We start from the raw sequence: 18,326 nt of genomic DNA on the forward strand, positions 1-18,326 counted from the left end.
AAAGAATCAATTGTTACTCTTGATAACAGACCGGCACAATCTGTATAAAATCGCTTGTACACAAAAATCCCCTGATTGCAGAGTGGTTTTCCTCTCTGCGATCGGGGGATTTAGTCCGTTAAGCTATGCTTTATGTATACTGGATTTGACCTGTATGAAAATCAAGCTGCTTAACCTCACAATCCGTGAACTGATCACGGAACACCGACAGGATATCAGATGCTGTTCCTTTTGGCGCAAATGTTAAAATTGTCGGGCCTGCTCCGCTAATAACCGTGGCATACGCCCCTGCTTCATGTGCAAGCTTTCTCGCTTCCGGCAATTCCTTAATCAACTGCAACCGATAAGGCTCATGAAATTGATCTTTCTCCATGAGCTTGCCAACAAGCTCATAATTGCCAGCAGATAACGCCGCAAGCAGGACATTGGCCACCGCGCTCGCTTCTACCGCTTTTTGTCTTGTAAAGCTTTCTGGAAGAACGCTTCGTGCATCACTCGTCTTCACTTCATAAGATGGAATGAGAACGACCACATCTACATCAGGAACAGGAAGCTGCACAATATCAGCTTCTTCGCCGAATGAAACGCCTGCGACCATGCCGCCAAACAAAGAAGCTCCAATATTATCAGGATGCCCCTCCATTTGATTGCCGATCTTTAGCTTTTCCTGATCAGACAGCTGCAAATTCGCATACCGATCTGCCAGTTCAATGCCGGCCGCAATAGCTGCTGCGCTGCTGCCAAGTCCGCGGGCAAGCGGAATTTCACTGTCCATCACGATGTGCAAAGGCGGTAAAGTGCCACCATAGGCATTCGCCGTTTTCTCGGCCGCCTGATATACAAGATGAGTCTTATCATTTGGCAAACCGGCAAGCGCCGGTGAACGGTGTTCAAAGTGCCATTCAGAGGCTGGTGTAATCTCCAGTGTTAAATATAAATTTAAGGCAAGGCCGAGGGAATCAAACCCCGGCCCGAGGTTGGCCGTGCTGGCCGGTACTTTCATTGTTACCGGCGTACTCATGCACGAACCACTCCTTGGATAAAATCAAACACAGCTTTTTCTTCATTTGGCAGAACAACTGGCTTTTTCGCAATTTGGTCAATCGCTGTTTGTGGATCTTTCAAGCCGTTTCCTGTTAAGACAGCCGCAACCGTAGCACCAACTGGAATTTCACCAGATTTACGATGTTTAATAATACCAGCAATGGATGCACAAGAAGCCGGCTCTGCAAAAATCCCCTCTTCTTTTGTGATTAATTCAAAGGCTGCGAGGATTTCCTCGTCTGTTACGAGGTCGATTTTACCGCCAGATTCATCTCTTGCGGCAACTGCTTTATCCCAGCTTGCCGGATTCCCGATGCGGATCGCTGTAGCCACTGTTTCCGGCTGTTCGATCACCATGTTTTTCACGATCGCTGCTGCTCCTTCCGCTTCAAAACCGTGCATTTTTGGAAGACCTGTGCCAAATTTTTCGTTATATTCTTTAAACCCTTTCCAGTAAGCTGTAATATTACCGGCATTTCCTACAGGAATAGCTAAAACGTCCGGCGCTTTGCCAAGCTGATCACAAATTTCGAAAGCAGCTGTCTTTTGGCCTTCAATTCGGTATGGGTTAACTGAGTTAACAAGCGTAATTGGTGAATGCTCGCTAATATTGCGGACCATTTTTAACGCATCATCAAAGTTTCCTTCGATTGAAACGATTTCAGCACCGTACATCATCGCCTGAGCTAGTTTTCCCATGGCGATTTTGCCTTCAGGGATAACGATAATCGCACGCATTCCCGCACGGGCTGCATAAGCCGCCGCCGCAGCTGACGTGTTGCCGGTAGAAGCACAGATTACCGTGTTGCTGCCTTCTTCTTTCGCTTTTGCTACAGCCATAACCATGCCGCGGTCTTTAAAAGAACCAGTTGGATTAGTTCCCTCTGTTTTTACATGAAGATCAATATCAAGCTTTTTAGACAAGTTGTGGAGCGGAATCAACGGTGTGTTCCCTTCCATTAAAGACAGTTCCGGTGTTTGTTCTGTTACCGGCAAAAATTCCTTGTATTGTTTAATTAAGCCTTCCCATTTCATCTTGTTGTTCCCTCTCCTTCAACCCGGTAGAAGCTTTCCACACCTTTGACTACACCTAGGTCTTTTACTTGTGTTAATACATTTTGGTAGTTTTCCATCGAAGCTTTATGAGTAACAATCACAATTTCCGCTACTCCTTCTTCTTCAAGCGGCAACTGAAGAATTTTTTCGAAGCTAATCGAATGACTAGAGAATAATTTTGTCAGTTCGGAAAAAGCACCTACTTCATCACGAACGTGTAAACGGATAAAGTATTTAGCGAAACATTCATCCGCCTCTTTTAATTGACGGTCAAATTGCGGTGTCAGCACGCTGCGGCCATTTACGCCGAGACGCATATTTTTAACAACCGCTAAAACATCACTTACAATAGAAGTAGCAGTCGGTAAGCTTCCCGCTCCCGGACCGTAGAACATTGTTTCACCGACGGATTCCCCATACACATAAACAGCGTTATATTCGTCATGAACAGAAGCAAGCGGATGATTGTTTTCTAAGAATGTTGGTTGAACACTTACTTCCGCCCGATCATTTTCCTGTTCAGCGTAGCCGATCAGCTTCATTGTGTAACCGAGCATATTGCCATATTTCAAATCGTCTTTCGTTACGCTTGAAATGCCGCTTACGGATACATCATCCAGCTCAATATCCATAGAGAAAGCGAGGCGGGCGAGAATCGCCATTTTGCGTGCTGCATCCAAACCTTCCACGTCAGATGTTGGATCGGCTTCCGCAAACCCTAAGTCTTGGGCATCTTTCAAAGCCGTTTCATAAGAAAGACCGTCTTTCGTCATCTTCGTTAAAATATAGTTTGTGGTTCCGTTCACAATCCCCATCATCTTTTGGATTTTATCAGAAGCCAGACCATCCGCCAATCCTTTAATGATTGGAATGCCACCGGCTACACTTGCTTCATAGAATAAATCGCAGCCATTTTCCACAGCGATTTTCTGCAATTCTGAGCCATGAAGAGCGATTAAGTCTTTGTTAGCAGTAACGACCTGCTTTTTCAAATTTAAGGCATCAATTATGTACTGGCGTGTTTCTTCAATTCCACCGATGACTTCAACAATCACATCGATTTCTGAATCATTAATTACATCGTACGGATCTGTAGTGAGGAGGCTGCTATCGAGTTCGACATCCCGAACTTTGTCTGGATTCTTCACTAGTACTTTTTTAATTGATACTGGGCATCCTACTTGATGAATGAGCTGCTCCTGATGATTTTGAATCATCTTTACAACCCCTGTACCGACTGTGCCTAACCCTAATAAACCTACTTTTACGTTGTCTCTCACAATTCCTCACTCCCGTGTTCTTTTCTAGTGTACATTTGTTTTTATATAGTAGACATTATATATGCTTCCTTTCCTGATTACAACCTATTATGCTACTAAAATAAAATTCTTTTCGCTTTTCTAAATTTTATAAAATATTCCCCTATCTTTCAACTTTATTTAGTCAAAGCCGTTTTGCCCTTTTTATCCTCTTTAACTATTGTAAATAGCCTATCCCTGCGGTCGCTTCTCATAAAAAACCCGTGTTGTGTGTCATAGGTCTGATTGGAGTAAATCGTTCATCTATAAAAAGAGAAGACCGGCAACCAATTGGTTTTCCGGCTTCTTTACCTGCTTATCACTTTAAAAACTTTCGCCTGCCGTCTCGTTATCCTTATATTGTTGTGTATATTTGAAAAACCGTTTATACATAGAAAACGCTATTCCTATCCAACGGTTGTTAAATAGATACAACTTCGATTTTCAAATTTTTATGTTCTTTGTTTGCTGCCTAAAAAACATCCACTTGAATAACGGTGTCTGTCACAGTGGTTGCGGCACTTGTCGTTACTTTTAATGAAAGACTGTCCCCTGCCTGGAAAGAAACGGATGCCGCATTATTGATATTCGCAGTTTGTGTACCTGTTAATGAAACGGCAAGAAGCGTATCAACACCATTTCTCCGAACGGTCCAAATATCTGTATTGCCAGCTCCCGGCCCGGTTAACGACCGGATACTTAATGATTTTAAAAGACACTTTTGGCTTAGCCGGATAAAGATTTCCGTACTTGAAACAGCAGCTGTTCCCGGACGATAAAATCGGGTAGCTCCTTTAGGCAAGCTGCCTGGATCTCCCCAAATCACAGTAGAAGGCTGTAAGACAGCAGAGAAATTTAAATTATTAGCATTGGAATTAAACAGATTTGTCGTACCCACAGTGAGCGTTCCCGCTGTTTGAGAAATATCAGCTGTCACCCCTTGAACGGTTGATGCCCGTATTACCAGTTGTGCTCCTATTTGATTGACTTCCGCACCTATATATGAACCGCCCCCTCCTGCGCTTGTCACTAAAAAATTATTGTCACGGCAATTAAACCGATGGGCAGTTGTGTTTACTAGCAATGCTCGTTTTGTGCCGAGACCCGCTGATCTCACTACTACTACTGACGACCTGACAGCATCTACATAATCCAAGGGATTTCCTGTGCCATAAGAGTGAACTCCATAAACATTCGATGTACCGGTGGTTGAAGCAGCAGAGTTATCCACTGTTAGGGACGTTGTTCGCAATTTAGCGGTCTGCGAGGTAGTTCCAGGAAAAGCGATCCCGACTAGGGAAACGTGGTTGGAGGAAGTTAACAGCAAACTGACGTCTTCTACTCTTGTATTTTCACCCATAGTTACTAAGGTTGAGTTTGCCGTTACATTTTGTTGGCGAATCGTTACAGTTGATAAACTGAGACCCCTTAATGAATTCCCTGGAGGCATCACTATTTTCTCGTCATACATTCCTGGAAATACAAGAATCGTTATTCCTGTAGCACCTAATGCATTTATGGCTGCTATCGCTCCGTTAATCGTCTTGAAGGGAGACCCTCCAATTGAACCTTTAGAATCATCCCCTGATTTAGTTACTATCGCTGTATTAGGCCTAGATATTAATAATTCTATGATTCCAGTTGGCATAACGTATTCTCCTAATGTTAAATTCTTCTCTGCCTATGATTCATCCTATGCGCACGGCTGAGAACTTAGAAATGAAACCGATTTAAGGGAAATGCTATCGAAAACGGCAAAAGTGCCAGGATTCTGTTCTAGCTTATAAGCACAGGCACTTTGTCTAGTAATTAATAAAATATAGTAACTGAATGAAGAGGTGATTTGATTGAACTTATGCCCAAACTGTCATTTTAGCGATCAATCATGTAGATGCTCATCTAGATATAGCCCATCATGTAAGTATTGGGTGTCTATTGGGAAACATCCTTATCCTCCCAACAAACCTTATCAACGTGGGATAAACTGCAAGAGAACACGTACCAACAATTATCGAAAAAAAACACACACAAGAAGCACATGGCCTCGTTTCTATTCCTGCCCCATTCCTGAACGTTCGGAAGAAAAAAGTGAACCCGGTCCTCCTGGTCCACGCGGCCCTCAAGGAAGGCCCGGACCACAGGGATTACCTGGTCCTCCTGGGCCTCCCGGTCCTCCTGGCCCCTCTATTCCAAGTCCCATTCCTGCACAAAATTCACTATACTTCACTTTTTCAGATGGACAAAAACTTACTTATACTAACAGCGATGGATTAGAGCAATACGGAACAACAGAAATATTGCCACCGAGCCAAGTTTCTTATATCAATTTGTTTATCAATGGCATGATCCAACCTCAGAGTGACTACAAAGTAGAAGCAGGAGAATTAACTTTATTGACGGATCAGCCCCCGGCAGAAGGCGTACCGATTACGCTTCAATTTATAACTATTAATGGATAAAAAGTGATAGCTGCTTCTCTCTTATCTTGAGGAATAAAGGGATATAGTAAAATAAAAAATGGACTAGTTTCCCTAAAGGGAAACTAGTCCATTCAATAAAAACCCGCTAGTTAACTACAACTTCAATAAGAATTGGAGTGGCCGGATCAAGCACGTCACCGCCTGGAATCGTTATTTCTGTAGGAGTAAGAGTTGAAGTATCAGCTGTTTGCGGCTGAGCATTTATATATAAAACATAATAAGCAAGTGACCCTGGAAATGCTGTGGCAGCTGCTCCCGTATCGTCAGTAAAAGCTGTAGCCGCAATGGCAAAGGTCGCACCAGTACCTGTCCCGTCTCCTATGGTAGCGAAAAACTTTCTCGAAGCCATAAAGGGTTTAATAATTGGCATTCACGTTCACTCCTTTCAAAAAGTTTGTCCCTGCACTATTATCTTATTCTGGTGCCTTTTTTTAGAAACGACTAAATCTCCCAGTCCATCCGTCTAATTTTAAATGGCGTCCGTGCAGTCAGGCCAGACGGCTGTTATTTTAAAGAGAGCACATGCAAACAGCCACCAACTTACCGCAAGGAATGTCAGTGGCTCAAACTCCAAACAATTGTATTCTCCCGTCTAGGGGCGACTCTTTTATTCCCTCTTCTGAAGCCTGAAAAGACTTCCACTTTATGCAAATTAGTGGAAGAGCAATTTGTAGCCTGAGGGATCAACATAACTACTATCTTCTCTCATCCTCATAATGGCTTTTCTCCATACTCTGCCCACAACAGAGGGAATTTTTTCCGCAATCCTTCTTCATCCTCCTCCTCCCAGTCAAACTCCATTTCTGGTTCACCTTCATCATCTTTTACTAATTGATCATACACCTTGAAATACGCCTCATCATCTAGTCCTGTTTTTTCCTCATAAGCAGAGCTGGCAATATACAATAGTTCCTCCAGCTGTGGAATGTCCTCTTGCTCTTCTAATCTCTTAAAATGCGGGAGAAGAGTTTCTGGGTTCTTAATCGCTTCTTCATACGTCTCTTGTCCAAGGTAAAGCATCCATGCTCTAAAGTAATCAAAGCAATCATCTGAACATCCCCCCATAACGATGTAAGCAGCCGCCCACAAATCAGATGTATAGGATTGGTAATAATGCTGATTGAAAATTGAATCAAACATAACAATGTCCTTGATCGATTTTCTCGACAAATAGGTGACTAACCACTCGATTTGCTCGTCTATACTCTGCCCTTTCTCTTTAGATGTCCCGAGCAGCTCCCAAAACCGCTCTTCTGTCATCGCACTTTCTTTAATTACTTGATAAGCAGACCTTGACCATATATATCCTTTTTTTAATTTAGATTGAATGAGCCTCTCTGCTTCCTTTTGACAAGCCGCCTCTGATTCAAAATCTTTTACTTTTACCGATCCCCCTGTGCCAACCTTTCCATATGTTACAGTAAATGAGTTGCCGGACACGTATATTTTCCAAAATTTATTAGATGTATCATTCTGATAAATAAGCAATGTTTCCACTCGTAAGCACTCCTTCGTGCGACATAATAAGCTCTTTCCACTGATTAAAGAATTAAAAGGCAATATGGCCTTGCCTTTTAAACTCTTCTCACATATGTCCTGTTTCACCATTAAAGCAAGTGAAAAAAGAACAAAGTGACTTACCCCATGCATCAAATGTATATAGTTTCTTCCTGATTGACATGGTATTTATATTCTATCAAATGCACTTTGATAAAAGTACAAAACCTGTACTCTAACTACAAAAATAACTACTTAAAGAGGAGTGAATTTTGCATCGTCTCTGGATGGATGATAATAGGCACACTCACTTACCCAATTCTCTTCCGACTCTTTTATTTTCACTTAGGCTATGTTAAAGGAAAAGGTTGATTAATTGTAAAATGGTATGAAGAACCCGCTTCACATATTTAAATTTGCTTAATCCCAACTGGATATTTATGTTAAAATAAATCCGAATATTATGAAGAGACGTACTTAAACTAACGAGGCAGTTTAGTGGAAAAAGGAAGTGTTGTTTTGGTAAGTGTAAAATCAAACAAGAATTATATTTGGGTATATTTCATAACATTTTTTACACTATGGTGCATCAGATAATTATGGTTAGTTCAATATTTAAATTTGATGGATTCCGTTCCCAGAGCTATAGCATCAGCTGTCACTAAAATAGCTGTTTGGATTGTTCCAGTCATATTTTTAGTTAAAATTGTGGAAAAAAGTGACCCGTCTTCCTTTTTAGGATTACGTAATAATATTAAAAAAGGGCTAATATGGACAGGTTGGGTATCCATAATCTTCATATCCTATTTTGTAGTCGTTAATGTCATTATTTTAGAGAAAAATCTTAATTTTCAAATAGGATTTAACCAATGGCTTAATACTGTTCTGTTAGTTGGAATAACCGAGGAAATTGTCTTTAGGGGTTTTTTATTAAGAAAATTTGTAGATTCTTATAGATTCTGGATAGCGAACACAATTACATCTTTACTTTTTGTATCTATCCATTTTCCTATTTGGTTTTATAAAGGTCTGTTTGAATTTCCTAATATTTTGGGTTCTATAATAAGCGTTTTTGTATTGAGTATTGTATTTGGGTTTGTATATAAAAAAAGTAATTCTCTTTGGTCAGTAATTATTATTCATTCCTTGTATAATTTGTTAGTGTTACTCTTCTACTAACAAAGGCTTTAGTAAAAAACAGACAGCAAAATTCATGAGCTTGGAGATAATTTCCCAGCTCATTTTTTATGTGCATTTGTATTTTCTATGAAACAACATGAGTAATCTTTACATTTAGAATGCCATGTTTCTCAGCCTTAACTTATCTGCGGTTTCCCAAGTACTATGAACACTTGCCAAGATAAGCATCTGCTTTTTCCTGTCCAACTCACTTTCCATTTTCCTTTTGCCGAGAAATTGAAACCACACTAAATAAAGCTGTAAATGCTTCTAGAAACACCATTAAACTGTCTGTTAGCGACCATCTCGTTTGCCGTAACGAACCACTGATTTACTTCCACAATGCCGACAATGAAATCCATGAGAAAATTTTCTCTCTCAATTCACCAATTAAAGCCTCATGCTGTGAAACTATTGCCCCATATTTGCTATTTTAAAATGCCCCGTTTCCGCGATGGAGCGATGATTTACATCAACATAACAACCAAATTGTAACCTTTATGTTAAATGATTACCTAATTTTCAATATAACTGACTTTTAAACATATTGATTCAGAAGAAAATAATTGACTTTATAAAAAGAACACACTAAACTAGTAGAGTATTTCAAACAAAGTACTTTAAATAAAGTACTTTGTTTGAATCATATTTAGCTTAAGAAAGGGAAAAGCAGCCTATGAAATTTATTCAGTTTTTAAAAACAAAAGGGGCCATTGCTGCCATATTCATGGGGATTTTCTATTCAATCGCCATGCTGGGCATCTTCTTGCCTGGTTATTCAGCAATACCAGGTAATGTCGATAAATTACCGATTGCCATTATCAATGAGGATACCGGTGCCTATGGAGCAAAGATTGCCGACCAGTTACAAGAAAATTTACCATTTAAGAAAATCGAGACTAATTTAACGAACAGTCAAGCGTTAAAAGACTTGGAGAAAAATGATTTAGCCTTAGTCGTACGTATCCCTGAGACCTTCTCTGCTGATATGCAAAAAGACAAAACGGCATCAAGCATCGATTTTACAATTAATGAAGCGGGAGCAACTGTCGTTTCATCCACTATGAAGTCCGTCGTTACAGAAATTAATAATCAATTAAGCGAACAGTTCTCGCAGCAAACCGCTCAAGGCGTTCTAATGAACTTTAACGTCCCTGAAAAGCAAGCTGCTGAATTAGCCAAAAAGATTGAAACAGCGTATGTAGGAAATATAGTAACAGTCAATAAAATGCCAGATGGTATGAATAATAATATGCTGCCCATGTTTTTAACCATGGCCGGTTATGTTGGTGCGATGATCGGAGCTATGCAATTGGTAGGCGCATTTAAGTCAAGCCGCGGAAAAGCAAGTAAAACATGATTATTCCTGTATGTACAATTAGCCGCATTATTAATTGCTGTTGTCTCATCCTTCCTTGCTGCAGGAGTAGCTTATCTAGTCAACCAACCGAGCGGTGACCTATTCTTTGGTTTACTAGGCCAACAAATTTTAAATTATATGGTATGTTTTAACTTCACAGCTATTTTGATCTTCCTGGTTGGCGAAGGCGGCATGGTATTAAACTTACCTATTTTGTTGATCCAAACATTAGCCAATGGCGCCACATTGACACGTGATATGATGTACTTGCCATATAAATGGATGAGCTACATTTCACCAATGTATTACTCGGTTCAATCGTATTTTGCGAATCTGTATGGCAGCATCAGTCCAAATCCGTATATCTGGTCGATGATTGCTGTTGGAGCAGTTGCCCTGTTAATTAACATAGCGATTGTAGCGTTTTTGCATAAATCATCAGCAGTAGATCAACAAAAAACAATGACGGAAGCTGAAAGCGCCGAAACCCCTGCTGAAATTGGCATGTAGTTTTGCTAAAATGAGGAGAACTCTTCTTAAAGGAGCAAAAAGAGAATGTCCATCCAAATTTTTATTTTGAGCAAATTGATGGAGGATAATAATTATCCTTATAAGTTGAAAAAAGAGCTTTCAGAGCCTATTCCGTTGGATAAACTAGCTGGATTAACAGAGAGTAAGTTATACTACCATTTTGAAGCGTTAGCAAAACAGGGGTTAATTGAAACGGTTGAAATTATAAAAGAAGAGCATCGACCGGATAAGCAAGTCTTCGCCATTACCTCTAAAGGCCGCGAGGAACTACCAAAAAAAATCTACAAACTATTTGAAAAAGCGGATGCCATTAGTGACATGCTAGTAGGACTCGCCAATATCAAGTATGTGGAGCGTCACAAAGTAGTAGATATACTAGAAAATAAACTTAAAAATTATATTGCTCGTTGGGAGCATATTGCGGATTTTAAAAAGCATGTTTCCATAGAAAAGGATAAAGAAAAGTTAAATGAGTTTATAGGTGGGTATGTTTCTACTAAAGCAGAGCATACAATTAAATGGCTTGAAGAGTTAATTAAGCGAATTCAATGCGGGGATATATAATAAAAAGGATAGGCTTCCAATTATAAACCGGCAGCACATGTAGAAGGCTTTCCAAACAAACTTATGAGGAACCATCAAATCGCAGAGCACGCTTTTAAAAATAACGAAAAAACCCCTTTCCAAAAGTGAAAGGGGTTCTTCATTAAGTTGAAAATTGTGGAGAAAGCACTTAAATCACCATCATCCAATTATTACCCCTCTTGCTCAATTTCCCCAGCCTCTTGGAGATACGATAAATCAAAGGGATGATTCATCCTTCTCAAGCACTGCTCACTAGGGCTCTTTAGCTTATTTCACTTATCCACGTGCAGACCAGTTATCCTTTGTAATGATTCCACGTGCCACTTTTTTTCTTTTACCCAGGCGCACAAAAAAGAACTGTTCAAAGAGCCGATAACATTCGGTTTTAGAACAGTTCTTAGGAAAGATTAATATTTGTCAAAATTAAATTCGCTGAGGGAATCTGCGTGACTGGCGATCATCGCAATGATAGTATTGGCTTCTTCTTTACTGAAAATGAAATTCGTCTCATCTTCTAATAATTCATCATCCACTGTTTTTATCCGGTTCACTCTGCGAAGAACACCATCACCCGTCTCCTCAATCACACCAAATTGATAAGTGACTTCCACTTCATCTTCATGAGCGTAAGCAGTGACTTCCGGTGTCGACCATTCTACGTCTATTTCTTGAAATACCCTCTCAGAATCATCGTCTACTATCATTTCCAACTCATCGTCGTCTTCCCAATCGCTGCCACCTTCCATAAATTCGTGGAAGCTTTCATGAACTTCGTCAATAATATCTTCAATATCTGGAAGAACAGTTTTGGACATTTGTTCAAAATCCAATTCTAATGTTTTTACGTAAAATTCCTCGTTATACGGGTCAAAAAATAAAGTACAGAAATATTCACTCTCATCCTCGCTCGTCTCTACAAAGAACTCGATCCTGGGATGCTTCGCTGCTCTGTCAATCGTCATGTGGCCCACTTCATCGTATTTCTCACAGATAGACTCAAGATGATCTTGCAGCTCCCCGCTAACCCGGTCAAACCATTCCAATGACATACTGCATCCCTTCCTTTCAGGTAATCAGGTTTAGTATGTCTTTAAGCTCCGGCTTTATTCATTACTGCCAATAGCTTTCTTTATTGAGTTTTCTCGTCTAGCTGTAAGCTCGTATAAGTAAATAAAAAGGAACAGAAGCAATAAACCAGCACATCCTCCAGCTATAACATCCGTTAAATAATGGACGCCTAAATAGATCCGGCTTGTGGCAATAAGAACGACTAATACTATAGTGATCAACAGCCAACTGGTTGAATATTTTTTGCCTATTTGGAGACTATAAATGAACAAATACAATAAAAACCCAAGCAACACAGTCGAATTCATTGTGTGCCCACTTGGAAAGCTGTAACTTCCCTCGTGTACTAGCGAATGGAATGAAGGGCGTTCTCTCCCAAAAAACTCCTTAAGCAAACTGTTTGCCAATCTGGCTCCCCAAAAGACAAGCATAACAAAGAATGCTTCATGGTACTTTTTCTTAACCGCCAGTAGAACTGCTATGACAATAGCTACAGGAAGAAGGACTTTTATGGAACCCATCTGGGTAACTAGGTGAAAGAAGTTGTTTAAAAACCCTGTTCGTATCCTTTCAAAAAACAATATCACGGCTACATCATACTTTTCGAGCAAAGGTTGTTTAAATGTTAAAGATAGTAAGAAAAATACCAACAAACTCATCCAAAAGAAAAATGTTCTCATGCTCTGTATCCCCCAGCTTATTTAAGCAGCTTAGCTTATCATTTATTATGTTTAACTTTACTCGGATATGCTTTTCATTATACATTACTAAAATGATCTTCTTTGCTGATAGGCGATGTAAAAAACAATTCACTTCCACTCTTATCCATCTGCTATTATGTTACAGAAATAGGCCAATCTAAAGGGCCAATCAGTGGTCGCTATTACAGCGATAGCTGATTGGCTTTATCGGTTCATCTTTCCCTACCCTTTATGTCTAAATATCGCTTTTTTATGAATATATTACAGCAGTTATTGGATGAATGACGCTGCTTTTAACCCGGATAACGTTGCTCCTTCCATCGTGGCAAAATAAGGCTGTCTCGTATAATCACCAGCTAAAATCAAGCCCTCCACTGGCGGCTTTTGAGTTGGCCGAAGGCTTTGACAGCCCGGTTCTAGGCTGTGAAAATCATACTCATGATTTACCTGGCGATAACTGAGTATTTTGCCCTCCAAATATAGTCCGATCTTTTGTGCATCCTCTAAGACCAACTTTAAGGTTTCTTCAGGAGCTAGACGGAGAAACTTCTCAGGCGGACTTAATATAATTGATAGCCGTCCCCGAGAAGCTCGAAAGGTCGTACGAGACTGTTCAGCAAAGCTCGACAGGCACGTAAAAGGAGCAAATGTAGTGACATCAATAGGAAGAGCCGGTTCGGTCATTTCGATTTGGAAGCTGACTGCGGGCATGAGCGGCAACTGAAACATCGGCTGAAACCAATTATGCTTCTCAAACGCCGGTTTCAGCAACTGCTTGGCAGCATACAATGTAACCGCTAGTATTGTGTGATTAGCCCGGTGTATTTCGCCATTCTCCATCTGAACCCCCTTCACTTTCCCATCTTCTACAACGAGGGACTGGACTTTAGCGTCCGTTTGAACCGTGCCACCATTTTTGATAATTTGCTCAGCAATAGGCTGACACATGGTTTCCGTCATGCCCCCTAAGTAAGCACCAATTCTCATTCTGTAAAATCTAGGAAGAGCCGGTGCCAATAGACCGAAAAATACGTAAGCCGAATAACGATCAGGCGGCAAAAAAAAGATTCCAGAGCTTAAAGGAACAATAAGATAATGAAAGGCCCTGTCTGTTACACCATGCTTTGCCGCATACTCTTTAATACTGTAATGATCCAGCTTGCCCGGCTTCTTTACGTAATCCTTTAAACCATTCATGAAAAAGGACAGCAAAGACCACTTATCCTTTAACGATAGATATTTTTGATTGCCAACTACTCCTTTTATTGTTTTTATCATTCCTAATAAAGGAGCCATACCAAGCACTAAAGGCTTTTCATCATTTATCCTAACATGAATTTTTTCTTCCCACATGAAAATATCGGAAAGATCCACTCCTGCTTTTCGCAGAACCTTCGGTAGATAAGTATAATACCCAATATAGCGGTGAAACCCCGACTCTACATCCATTCCTTCTAAATTATAGGAAGAGGTTCTTCCACCGACGACGCTTTCCTGTTCAAGCAAAAGTACACTTTTCCCCCTACTTGTTAATTCAAGCCCGGAAGACAATCCGGCTAACCCGCCGCCGACAATAATCGCATCAAAATTTTTCACTCGTAACACCACTCTTGTTGTATAATACATTAAGATTCCCTTTTGTATCTGTTATGATACAAATAGCGGAAAGCTTGTTAAAATAGTCGATTATTGCCGAATATTTTTGGTTTCTCACCCTTTTAGCACATTGTGGATATTTTCCCTGCTTTTCTCGACAAAAAGATTAAGTTATTATTAATTAGAGTGATAATTATTGTACTATCTGCCACTTTCTTTTATTATCAGATTGAGAGAGTAGAATTTTAAAGACTGTCAGTTATTAATTTGATTAAATTAATAGAACACAGTCATAAAGGAGCTTTATAAATTGGACTTACAACTTTTTTTAGCCTTTGCAGTGTCATTCATTGCGGCTTTAATTATTACACCTTTCGTCATTAAATTTGCGATAAAAATAGGAGCAGTTGATAAACCGAATGAAAGAAAAGTACATCAAACCTTAATGCCTAGATTAGGAGGTCTAGCCATTTTTATTGGTGTCGTTGCCGGCTTCTTTGCAGCGGGCTTATATGAAGAACGAGTAGCTACTATCAGCATAGGGGCATTATTAATTATTGCGCTAGGGATTCTTGACGATTTATACGAACTGTCAGCTAAAATAAAATTTATTGGTCAAATTTTAATAGCCATACTCATTGTCAGTTCCGGTTTAACGATTGACTTTATTATGATTCCATTTATCAATGAAAAAATTCAGCTCGGATTTTTGGCGTATCCGTTTACTGTTTTCTGGATTGTGGGTATAACAAATGCAGTGAACTTAATTGATGGATTAGATGGGTTAGCAGCGGGCATTTCATCCATTGGTATTGCTTCCATTGCTATTTTGGCAGCTTTTTCTGGAAAGGAATTAATTTTGACTTTAGCTTTAATCGTTTTGGGAAGTACGCTCGGTTTCTTACGTTACAACTTTCATCCGGCCAAAATTTTCATGGGAGATACAGGAGCGCTTTTTCTCGGGTATGTTATTGCTATCTTATCTCTGCTCGGCTTGTATAAGAGCGTTACCTTGTTCAGCATTGTTATTCCAATTATCATTTTAGGTGTACCTGTATTTGATACAGCTTTTGCGATCATTCGCCGAATTATCAATAAAAAGCCCATTTCAGCGCCGGATAAATCTCATCTTCATCATAGAATTTTAGATTTGGGACTATCCCACAGAAATACTGTACTCGTTATTTACGGCTTTGGCATAGTTTTTAGCGTTGCGGCTATTCTTTTATCTTCAGCTACTTTGTGGGCTTCGCTTGCCATTTTACTTCTTCTATTAGCGATTCTCCATATGATTGCTGAACTCGTCGGAGCTGTCGGTGAAAGATATAAGACTTTTTCAAAAATATATAGAAAATTATCAGGTAGATCTTAAATTGACACCCTTCATATGTACGTGCGATAATTAACTTACAGCTTATTTTTTACATCTGCTTGATTTCAATTACCCGATTGGAGGCTGAAATAGATGGCGGCAAATTCTGAGACAAAAAAAATTTCTGTTGATTCAACTGTTTCTCTAAAAGGAATCGTAAAAGCAATTTTTAACGATACTATTCATATACAAATTGGCGGGAAAATCATCACCTTACCTGCCTCACAAATTACTCAATAAGCTTTAAAAAAGGGACAGTCGTATGACGACGTCCCTTTTTTATTTCCTATTATTTCTGTTTCCGCCCTCTTTCACGCTCTCAGAAAAATGTAAAAGAGCGGCCTTTTACCTCAAGATAAATCCTCCATTAACCATCTTCGTGCGAAAAGAATCTATCCTTTTAATACATCGTGGTCAACATAACGTTCGCCGTTCATTTCAGATAAAACATTGATCGCTACTTTTGCTCCATCTCCAGCCGTAACAATAGAGTGAACACTGACACCTGCAACAGTGCCAGCTGCCCAAATGTTGTTAATATTTGTCTTACCAGACGAATCTACTTCTATAATGGTTTTAATCCGCGGCTCCGTCCCAGTCTTTGTTTTTACACCGACCTTTTGAGCAAGATCCGTTAATACACCTGTAGCTAAAATCACATGATTGGCTTCATATGTTTTATCATCTGCTTCGATTTGCAAGCTATTTTCTGACTTAACTATATTTGAAACTGTTGCTTGAACAATCTCCGCTCCGAATTTTGCAGCTTGTTTTTTTCCTGTTTCAACCATATCAGGACCGGAGATCTCTAAGACTCCATAATGGTTTTCAATCCATGCTCGCTTTGTCATCCCTTTGTCACTATCAATAACAATTGTTTTCTTCCCCGCTTTTGCCGCGAACAAAGCCGCACTTGCTCCAGCAGGACCAGCGCCAATAACAGCAATATCGTACACTATTCTCCCCCTCCTTTTCTTAATACATCATATAATGGAACAATATTATTATCATAACACTTATTAGAAGATTCTGATAATCATTTACTCCAAATGATGTATTGCTCAATGCCTCACTATTTCAGATCTGTCCTGTAATCAAGAGAAGATTCAAGAAAATACAAACATGCAAAAAGAAACGAGATTTAACTTATTATGTATTAAGTTAAGTTTTTTATATAGTTGTTCTAAAGTTGTCAAAGCTACTATCCCTTTTAAAGCTTGAATTATGGTAAACTAACAAAGGTAGACAACTTCTTACAGAAAGAAGAGGGGAAAAAATGCGAAGTGACGTGAAAATAGATAGAAGTGCACAAAAAGCCTCTCTAGCCATGCCAAAACAGAACCTATCCAAAGTTTTGGCAGAAACTATTAAGACAGGCATTATTAAATCAAATTTAATTGCTGTATTTGCAGGACTAGCATTAGCTTTATATATAAATGGCATAAATCCAGTAGAGAAACTTCCAGAAATCTTGTTAACCATCATCGGATCAGCGCTTGTCATAGGAGCAGCAGGCACCTTTAACAACTTATACGACCGTGATATTGACTCGATCATGGAACGAACAAAGAAACGGCCGACTGTTACCGGAGCAATCCAACTAAAGCCGGCACTCATGTTAGGTATTTCAATGACATTGTTGGGATTAGCGCTCCTTGCTTTTGCTTCTCCACTTGCTGCACTTTTTGGCTTTCTTGGTTTATTTCTCTATGTAGGACCGTATACGATGTGGACTAAGCGTCAGACCATTTATAATACAGAGGTTGGAAGTATTTCGGGGGCTATGCCGCCACTTATCGGCTGGGCTGCTATTACCCCGGATCTGATGCATCTTGAGCTTCTTGGTTTGTTTGTAATCATGGTTTTTTGGCAAATGCCCCATTTTTACGCAATCTCGATTCGCAAACATGATGAATACAAAGCAGCAAATGTTCCTATGCTCCCGGTTGTTAAAGGGTTTAAAAGAACCTATGTACAAACAAATATGTATTTAGTTGCTTTAATCGCTGGAAGCTTTCTTTTCATGCCTTTAAGCATCGGTATTGCTTTAGTAGCTTTTCTTCTAAGCGGTGCATGGCTTGTCTTAAGTATCATCGGTTATAAGAAAATGTCTCCTAAGAAGTGGGCAACTACAATGTTTATTTTCTCACTTAACCATTTGACGGTTCTATTTGTTATCATCATTGTGTACTGTCTGATTGGCACTTTATTTATTTAAATTTACCTTTTGACATCCTTTGAAAAGGATTAGCCAATCATTAGTTTAGCAGAATACAATAGAATAAAAATAAAAACAACCCACTAAACAAGTGGGTTGTTTTTTAAAAGTGTCTGAAGGAAACTATTGACCAATTAATTAGCTTCCTCTTTGTAAATTCATAAAAGCACCTAGCTGTTTCATGTTTAAACAGAGACGAAGAGTAAGTTAAAGAACCAAACCATAGAGCATAACAAAAAAGAACAGCACTGCTGTTCTCTTGGGTTGCCTGGCAGCGTCCTACTCTCACAGGGGGAATCCCCCAACTACCATCGGCGCTGAAGAGCTTAACTTCCGTGTTC

General features: G+C 39.6%; 19 protein-coding genes, 1 rRNA gene and 1 pseudogene. 8 read left to right on the forward strand and 13 right to left on the reverse strand.

The window, feature by feature from the left end:
* Window positions 1-130: 130 nt before the first annotated feature.
* The 4 genes from thrB to ACH0BF_RS16170 all read right to left on the reverse strand — a co-directional run bounded on the left by thrB (window position 131) and on the right by ACH0BF_RS16170 (window position 5,046).
* Complete coding sequence (thrB, locus tag ACH0BF_RS16155; RefSeq protein ID WP_340854284.1) at window positions 131-1,021, reverse strand: homoserine kinase; 891 nt, start codon at window positions 1,019-1,021, stop codon at window positions 131-133.
* Window positions 1,018-2,079: a threonine synthase gene (thrC, locus tag ACH0BF_RS16160; RefSeq protein ID WP_406909683.1), complete on the reverse strand. Its 1,062-nt coding sequence runs from the start codon at window positions 2,077-2,079 to the stop codon at window positions 1,018-1,020. The genes thrB and thrC overlap by 4 nt, the downstream gene beginning before the upstream one ends.
* On the reverse strand, window positions 2,076-3,380 hold the full coding sequence (locus tag ACH0BF_RS16165) for a homoserine dehydrogenase (protein WP_120031014.1): 1,305 nt from the start codon (window positions 3,378-3,380) through the stop codon (window positions 2,076-2,078). Before ACH0BF_RS16165 ends, thrC begins: the two co-directional genes overlap by 4 nt.
* A gap of 490 nt (window positions 3,381-3,870) precedes the next feature.
* Entirely contained in the window at window positions 3,871-5,046 is a 1,176-nt protein-coding gene (locus ACH0BF_RS16170; protein WP_340854285.1) for a hypothetical protein, read from the reverse strand.
* Window positions 5,047-5,326: 280 nt separating this feature from the next.
* Here ACH0BF_RS16170 and ACH0BF_RS16175 point away from each other — a divergent pair, with 280 nt between their 5' ends.
* Window positions 5,327-5,857 (forward strand): DUF4183 domain-containing protein, encoded by a 531-nt coding sequence (locus ACH0BF_RS16175; protein ID WP_406909684.1) that lies wholly within the window; start codon window positions 5,327-5,329, stop codon window positions 5,855-5,857.
* A gap of 106 nt (window positions 5,858-5,963) precedes the next feature.
* Here ACH0BF_RS16175 and ACH0BF_RS16180 read toward each other — a convergent pair whose 3' ends face one another.
* From ACH0BF_RS16180 to ACH0BF_RS16190, 3 genes are all read right to left on the reverse strand, one after another.
* Window positions 5,964-6,248 (reverse strand): DUF4183 domain-containing protein, encoded by a 285-nt coding sequence (locus ACH0BF_RS16180; RefSeq protein WP_120031008.1) that lies wholly within the window; start codon window positions 6,246-6,248, stop codon window positions 5,964-5,966.
* Window positions 6,249-6,589: 341 nt separating this feature from the next.
* Window positions 6,590-7,375, reverse strand: coding sequence for a DUF4240 domain-containing protein (locus ACH0BF_RS16185; RefSeq protein WP_340854287.1), 786 nt, complete (start codon window positions 7,373-7,375; stop codon window positions 6,590-6,592).
* 608 nt (window positions 7,376-7,983) lie between these two features.
* Window positions 7,984-8,166: a hypothetical protein gene (locus tag ACH0BF_RS16190; RefSeq protein WP_340854288.1), complete on the reverse strand. Its 183-nt coding sequence runs from the start codon at window positions 8,164-8,166 to the stop codon at window positions 7,984-7,986.
* On the opposite strand from ACH0BF_RS16190, the gene ACH0BF_RS16195 reads away from it, so the two are divergent.
* Window positions 8,084-8,554 (forward strand): CPBP family intramembrane glutamic endopeptidase, encoded by a 471-nt coding sequence (locus ACH0BF_RS16195; protein WP_406909691.1) that lies wholly within the window; start codon window positions 8,084-8,086, stop codon window positions 8,552-8,554. The genes ACH0BF_RS16190 and ACH0BF_RS16195 overlap by 83 nt on opposite strands.
* Window positions 8,555-8,668: 114 nt before the next feature.
* Here ACH0BF_RS16195 and ACH0BF_RS16200 read toward each other — a convergent pair.
* A pseudogene (locus ACH0BF_RS16200) lies at window positions 8,669-8,844 on the reverse strand (IS1595-like element ISSpps1 family transposase); the annotation flags it as partial.
* A gap of 386 nt (window positions 8,845-9,230) precedes the next feature.
* Here ACH0BF_RS16200 and ACH0BF_RS16205 point away from each other — a divergent pair.
* From ACH0BF_RS16205 to ACH0BF_RS16215, 3 genes are all read left to right on the forward strand, one after another.
* Window positions 9,231-9,914, forward strand: coding sequence for a YhgE/Pip domain-containing protein (locus ACH0BF_RS16205; protein WP_406909685.1), 684 nt, complete (start codon window positions 9,231-9,233; stop codon window positions 9,912-9,914).
* A 192-nt stretch (window positions 9,915-10,106) separates the two neighbouring features.
* Window positions 10,107-10,424, forward strand: coding sequence for a hypothetical protein (locus ACH0BF_RS16210; protein ID WP_406909687.1), 318 nt, complete (start codon window positions 10,107-10,109; stop codon window positions 10,422-10,424).
* 45 nt (window positions 10,425-10,469) lie between these two features.
* Window positions 10,470-11,009 (forward strand): PadR family transcriptional regulator, encoded by a 540-nt coding sequence (locus tag ACH0BF_RS16215; RefSeq protein WP_120031000.1) that lies wholly within the window; start codon window positions 10,470-10,472, stop codon window positions 11,007-11,009.
* Between the two features lie 428 nt (window positions 11,010-11,437).
* Here ACH0BF_RS16215 and ACH0BF_RS16220 read toward each other — a convergent pair whose 3' ends face one another.
* The 3 genes from ACH0BF_RS16220 to ACH0BF_RS16230 form a co-directional block, all read right to left on the reverse strand.
* Window positions 11,438-12,079: a hypothetical protein gene (locus tag ACH0BF_RS16220; protein ID WP_120030998.1), complete on the reverse strand. Its 642-nt coding sequence runs from the start codon at window positions 12,077-12,079 to the stop codon at window positions 11,438-11,440.
* Window positions 12,080-12,133: 54 nt separating this feature from the next.
* Window positions 12,134-12,778 (reverse strand): phosphatase PAP2 family protein, encoded by a 645-nt coding sequence (locus ACH0BF_RS16225; RefSeq protein ID WP_340854290.1) that lies wholly within the window; start codon window positions 12,776-12,778, stop codon window positions 12,134-12,136.
* A gap of 291 nt (window positions 12,779-13,069) precedes the next feature.
* Entirely contained in the window at window positions 13,070-14,425 is a 1,356-nt protein-coding gene (locus tag ACH0BF_RS16230; protein WP_406909689.1) for an FAD-dependent oxidoreductase, read from the reverse strand.
* Window positions 14,426-14,705: 280 nt separating this feature from the next.
* Between ACH0BF_RS16230 and ACH0BF_RS16235 the strand changes: the two genes are divergently transcribed.
* On the forward strand, window positions 14,706-15,767 hold the full coding sequence (locus ACH0BF_RS16235) for a glycosyltransferase family 4 protein (protein ID WP_340854293.1): 1,062 nt from the start codon (window positions 14,706-14,708) through the stop codon (window positions 15,765-15,767).
* 93 nt (window positions 15,768-15,860) lie between these two features.
* Window positions 15,861-16,007 carry a hypothetical protein gene (locus ACH0BF_RS16240; RefSeq protein WP_182916915.1) on the forward strand — a complete coding sequence of 49 codons (147 nt, stop codon included), beginning with the start codon at window positions 15,861-15,863 and terminating at the stop codon, window positions 16,005-16,007.
* A gap of 152 nt (window positions 16,008-16,159) precedes the next feature.
* Here ACH0BF_RS16240 and ACH0BF_RS16245 read toward each other — a convergent pair whose 3' ends face one another.
* Window positions 16,160-16,723, reverse strand: a complete 564-nt coding sequence (locus ACH0BF_RS16245; RefSeq protein ID WP_406909690.1) for an FAD-dependent oxidoreductase — start codon at window positions 16,721-16,723, stop codon at window positions 16,160-16,162.
* A 320-nt stretch (window positions 16,724-17,043) separates the two neighbouring features.
* On the opposite strand from ACH0BF_RS16245, the gene cyoE reads away from it, so the two are divergent.
* Window positions 17,044-17,985 (forward strand): heme o synthase, encoded by a 942-nt coding sequence (cyoE, locus tag ACH0BF_RS16250; RefSeq protein WP_340854295.1) that lies wholly within the window; start codon window positions 17,044-17,046, stop codon window positions 17,983-17,985.
* Between the two features lie 266 nt (window positions 17,986-18,251).
* Here the strand turns inward: cyoE and rrf are convergent.
* Window positions 18,252-18,326 (reverse strand): 5S ribosomal RNA (gene rrf / locus ACH0BF_RS25105); the annotation flags it as partial.

The sequence above is a fragment of the Pseudobacillus sp. 179-B 2D1 NHS genome, assembly GCF_045370945.1.
GTDB lineage: Bacteria > Bacillota > Bacilli > Bacillales > Domibacillaceae > Pseudobacillus.

Coding starts and splice junctions, on each gene's coding strand:
- thrB (WP_340854284.1), bottom strand. CDS start 1,021: ATGAGTACGCCGGTAACAATGAAAGTACCGGCCAGCACGGCCAACCTC.
- thrC (WP_406909683.1), bottom strand. CDS start 2,079: ATGAAATGGGAAGGCTTAATTAAACAATACAAGGAATTTTTGCCGGTA.
- ACH0BF_RS16170 (WP_340854285.1), bottom strand. CDS start 5,046: ATGCCAACTGGAATCATAGAATTATTAATATCTAGGCCTAATACAGCG.
- ACH0BF_RS16180 (WP_120031008.1), bottom strand. CDS start 6,248: ATGCCAATTATTAAACCCTTTATGGCTTCGAGAAAGTTTTTCGCTACC.
- ACH0BF_RS16190 (WP_340854288.1), bottom strand. CDS start 8,166: ATGGATACCCAACCTGTCCATATTAGCCCTTTTTTAATATTATTACGT.
- ACH0BF_RS16205 (WP_406909685.1), top strand. CDS start 9,231: ATGAAATTTATTCAGTTTTTAAAAACAAAAGGGGCCATTGCTGCCATA.
- ACH0BF_RS16210 (WP_406909687.1), top strand. CDS start 10,107: ATGGTATTAAACTTACCTATTTTGTTGATCCAAACATTAGCCAATGGC.
- ACH0BF_RS16215 (WP_120031000.1), top strand. CDS start 10,470: ATGTCCATCCAAATTTTTATTTTGAGCAAATTGATGGAGGATAATAAT.
- ACH0BF_RS16220 (WP_120030998.1), bottom strand. CDS start 12,079: ATGTCATTGGAATGGTTTGACCGGGTTAGCGGGGAGCTGCAAGATCAT.
- ACH0BF_RS16225 (WP_340854290.1), bottom strand. CDS start 12,778: ATGAGAACATTTTTCTTTTGGATGAGTTTGTTGGTATTTTTCTTACTA.
- ACH0BF_RS16230 (WP_406909689.1), bottom strand. CDS start 14,425: ATGTATTATACAACAAGAGTGGTGTTACGAGTGAAAAATTTTGATGCG.
- ACH0BF_RS16240 (WP_182916915.1), top strand. CDS start 15,861: ATGGCGGCAAATTCTGAGACAAAAAAAATTTCTGTTGATTCAACTGTT.
- cyoE (WP_340854295.1), top strand. CDS start 17,044: ATGCGAAGTGACGTGAAAATAGATAGAAGTGCACAAAAAGCCTCTCTA.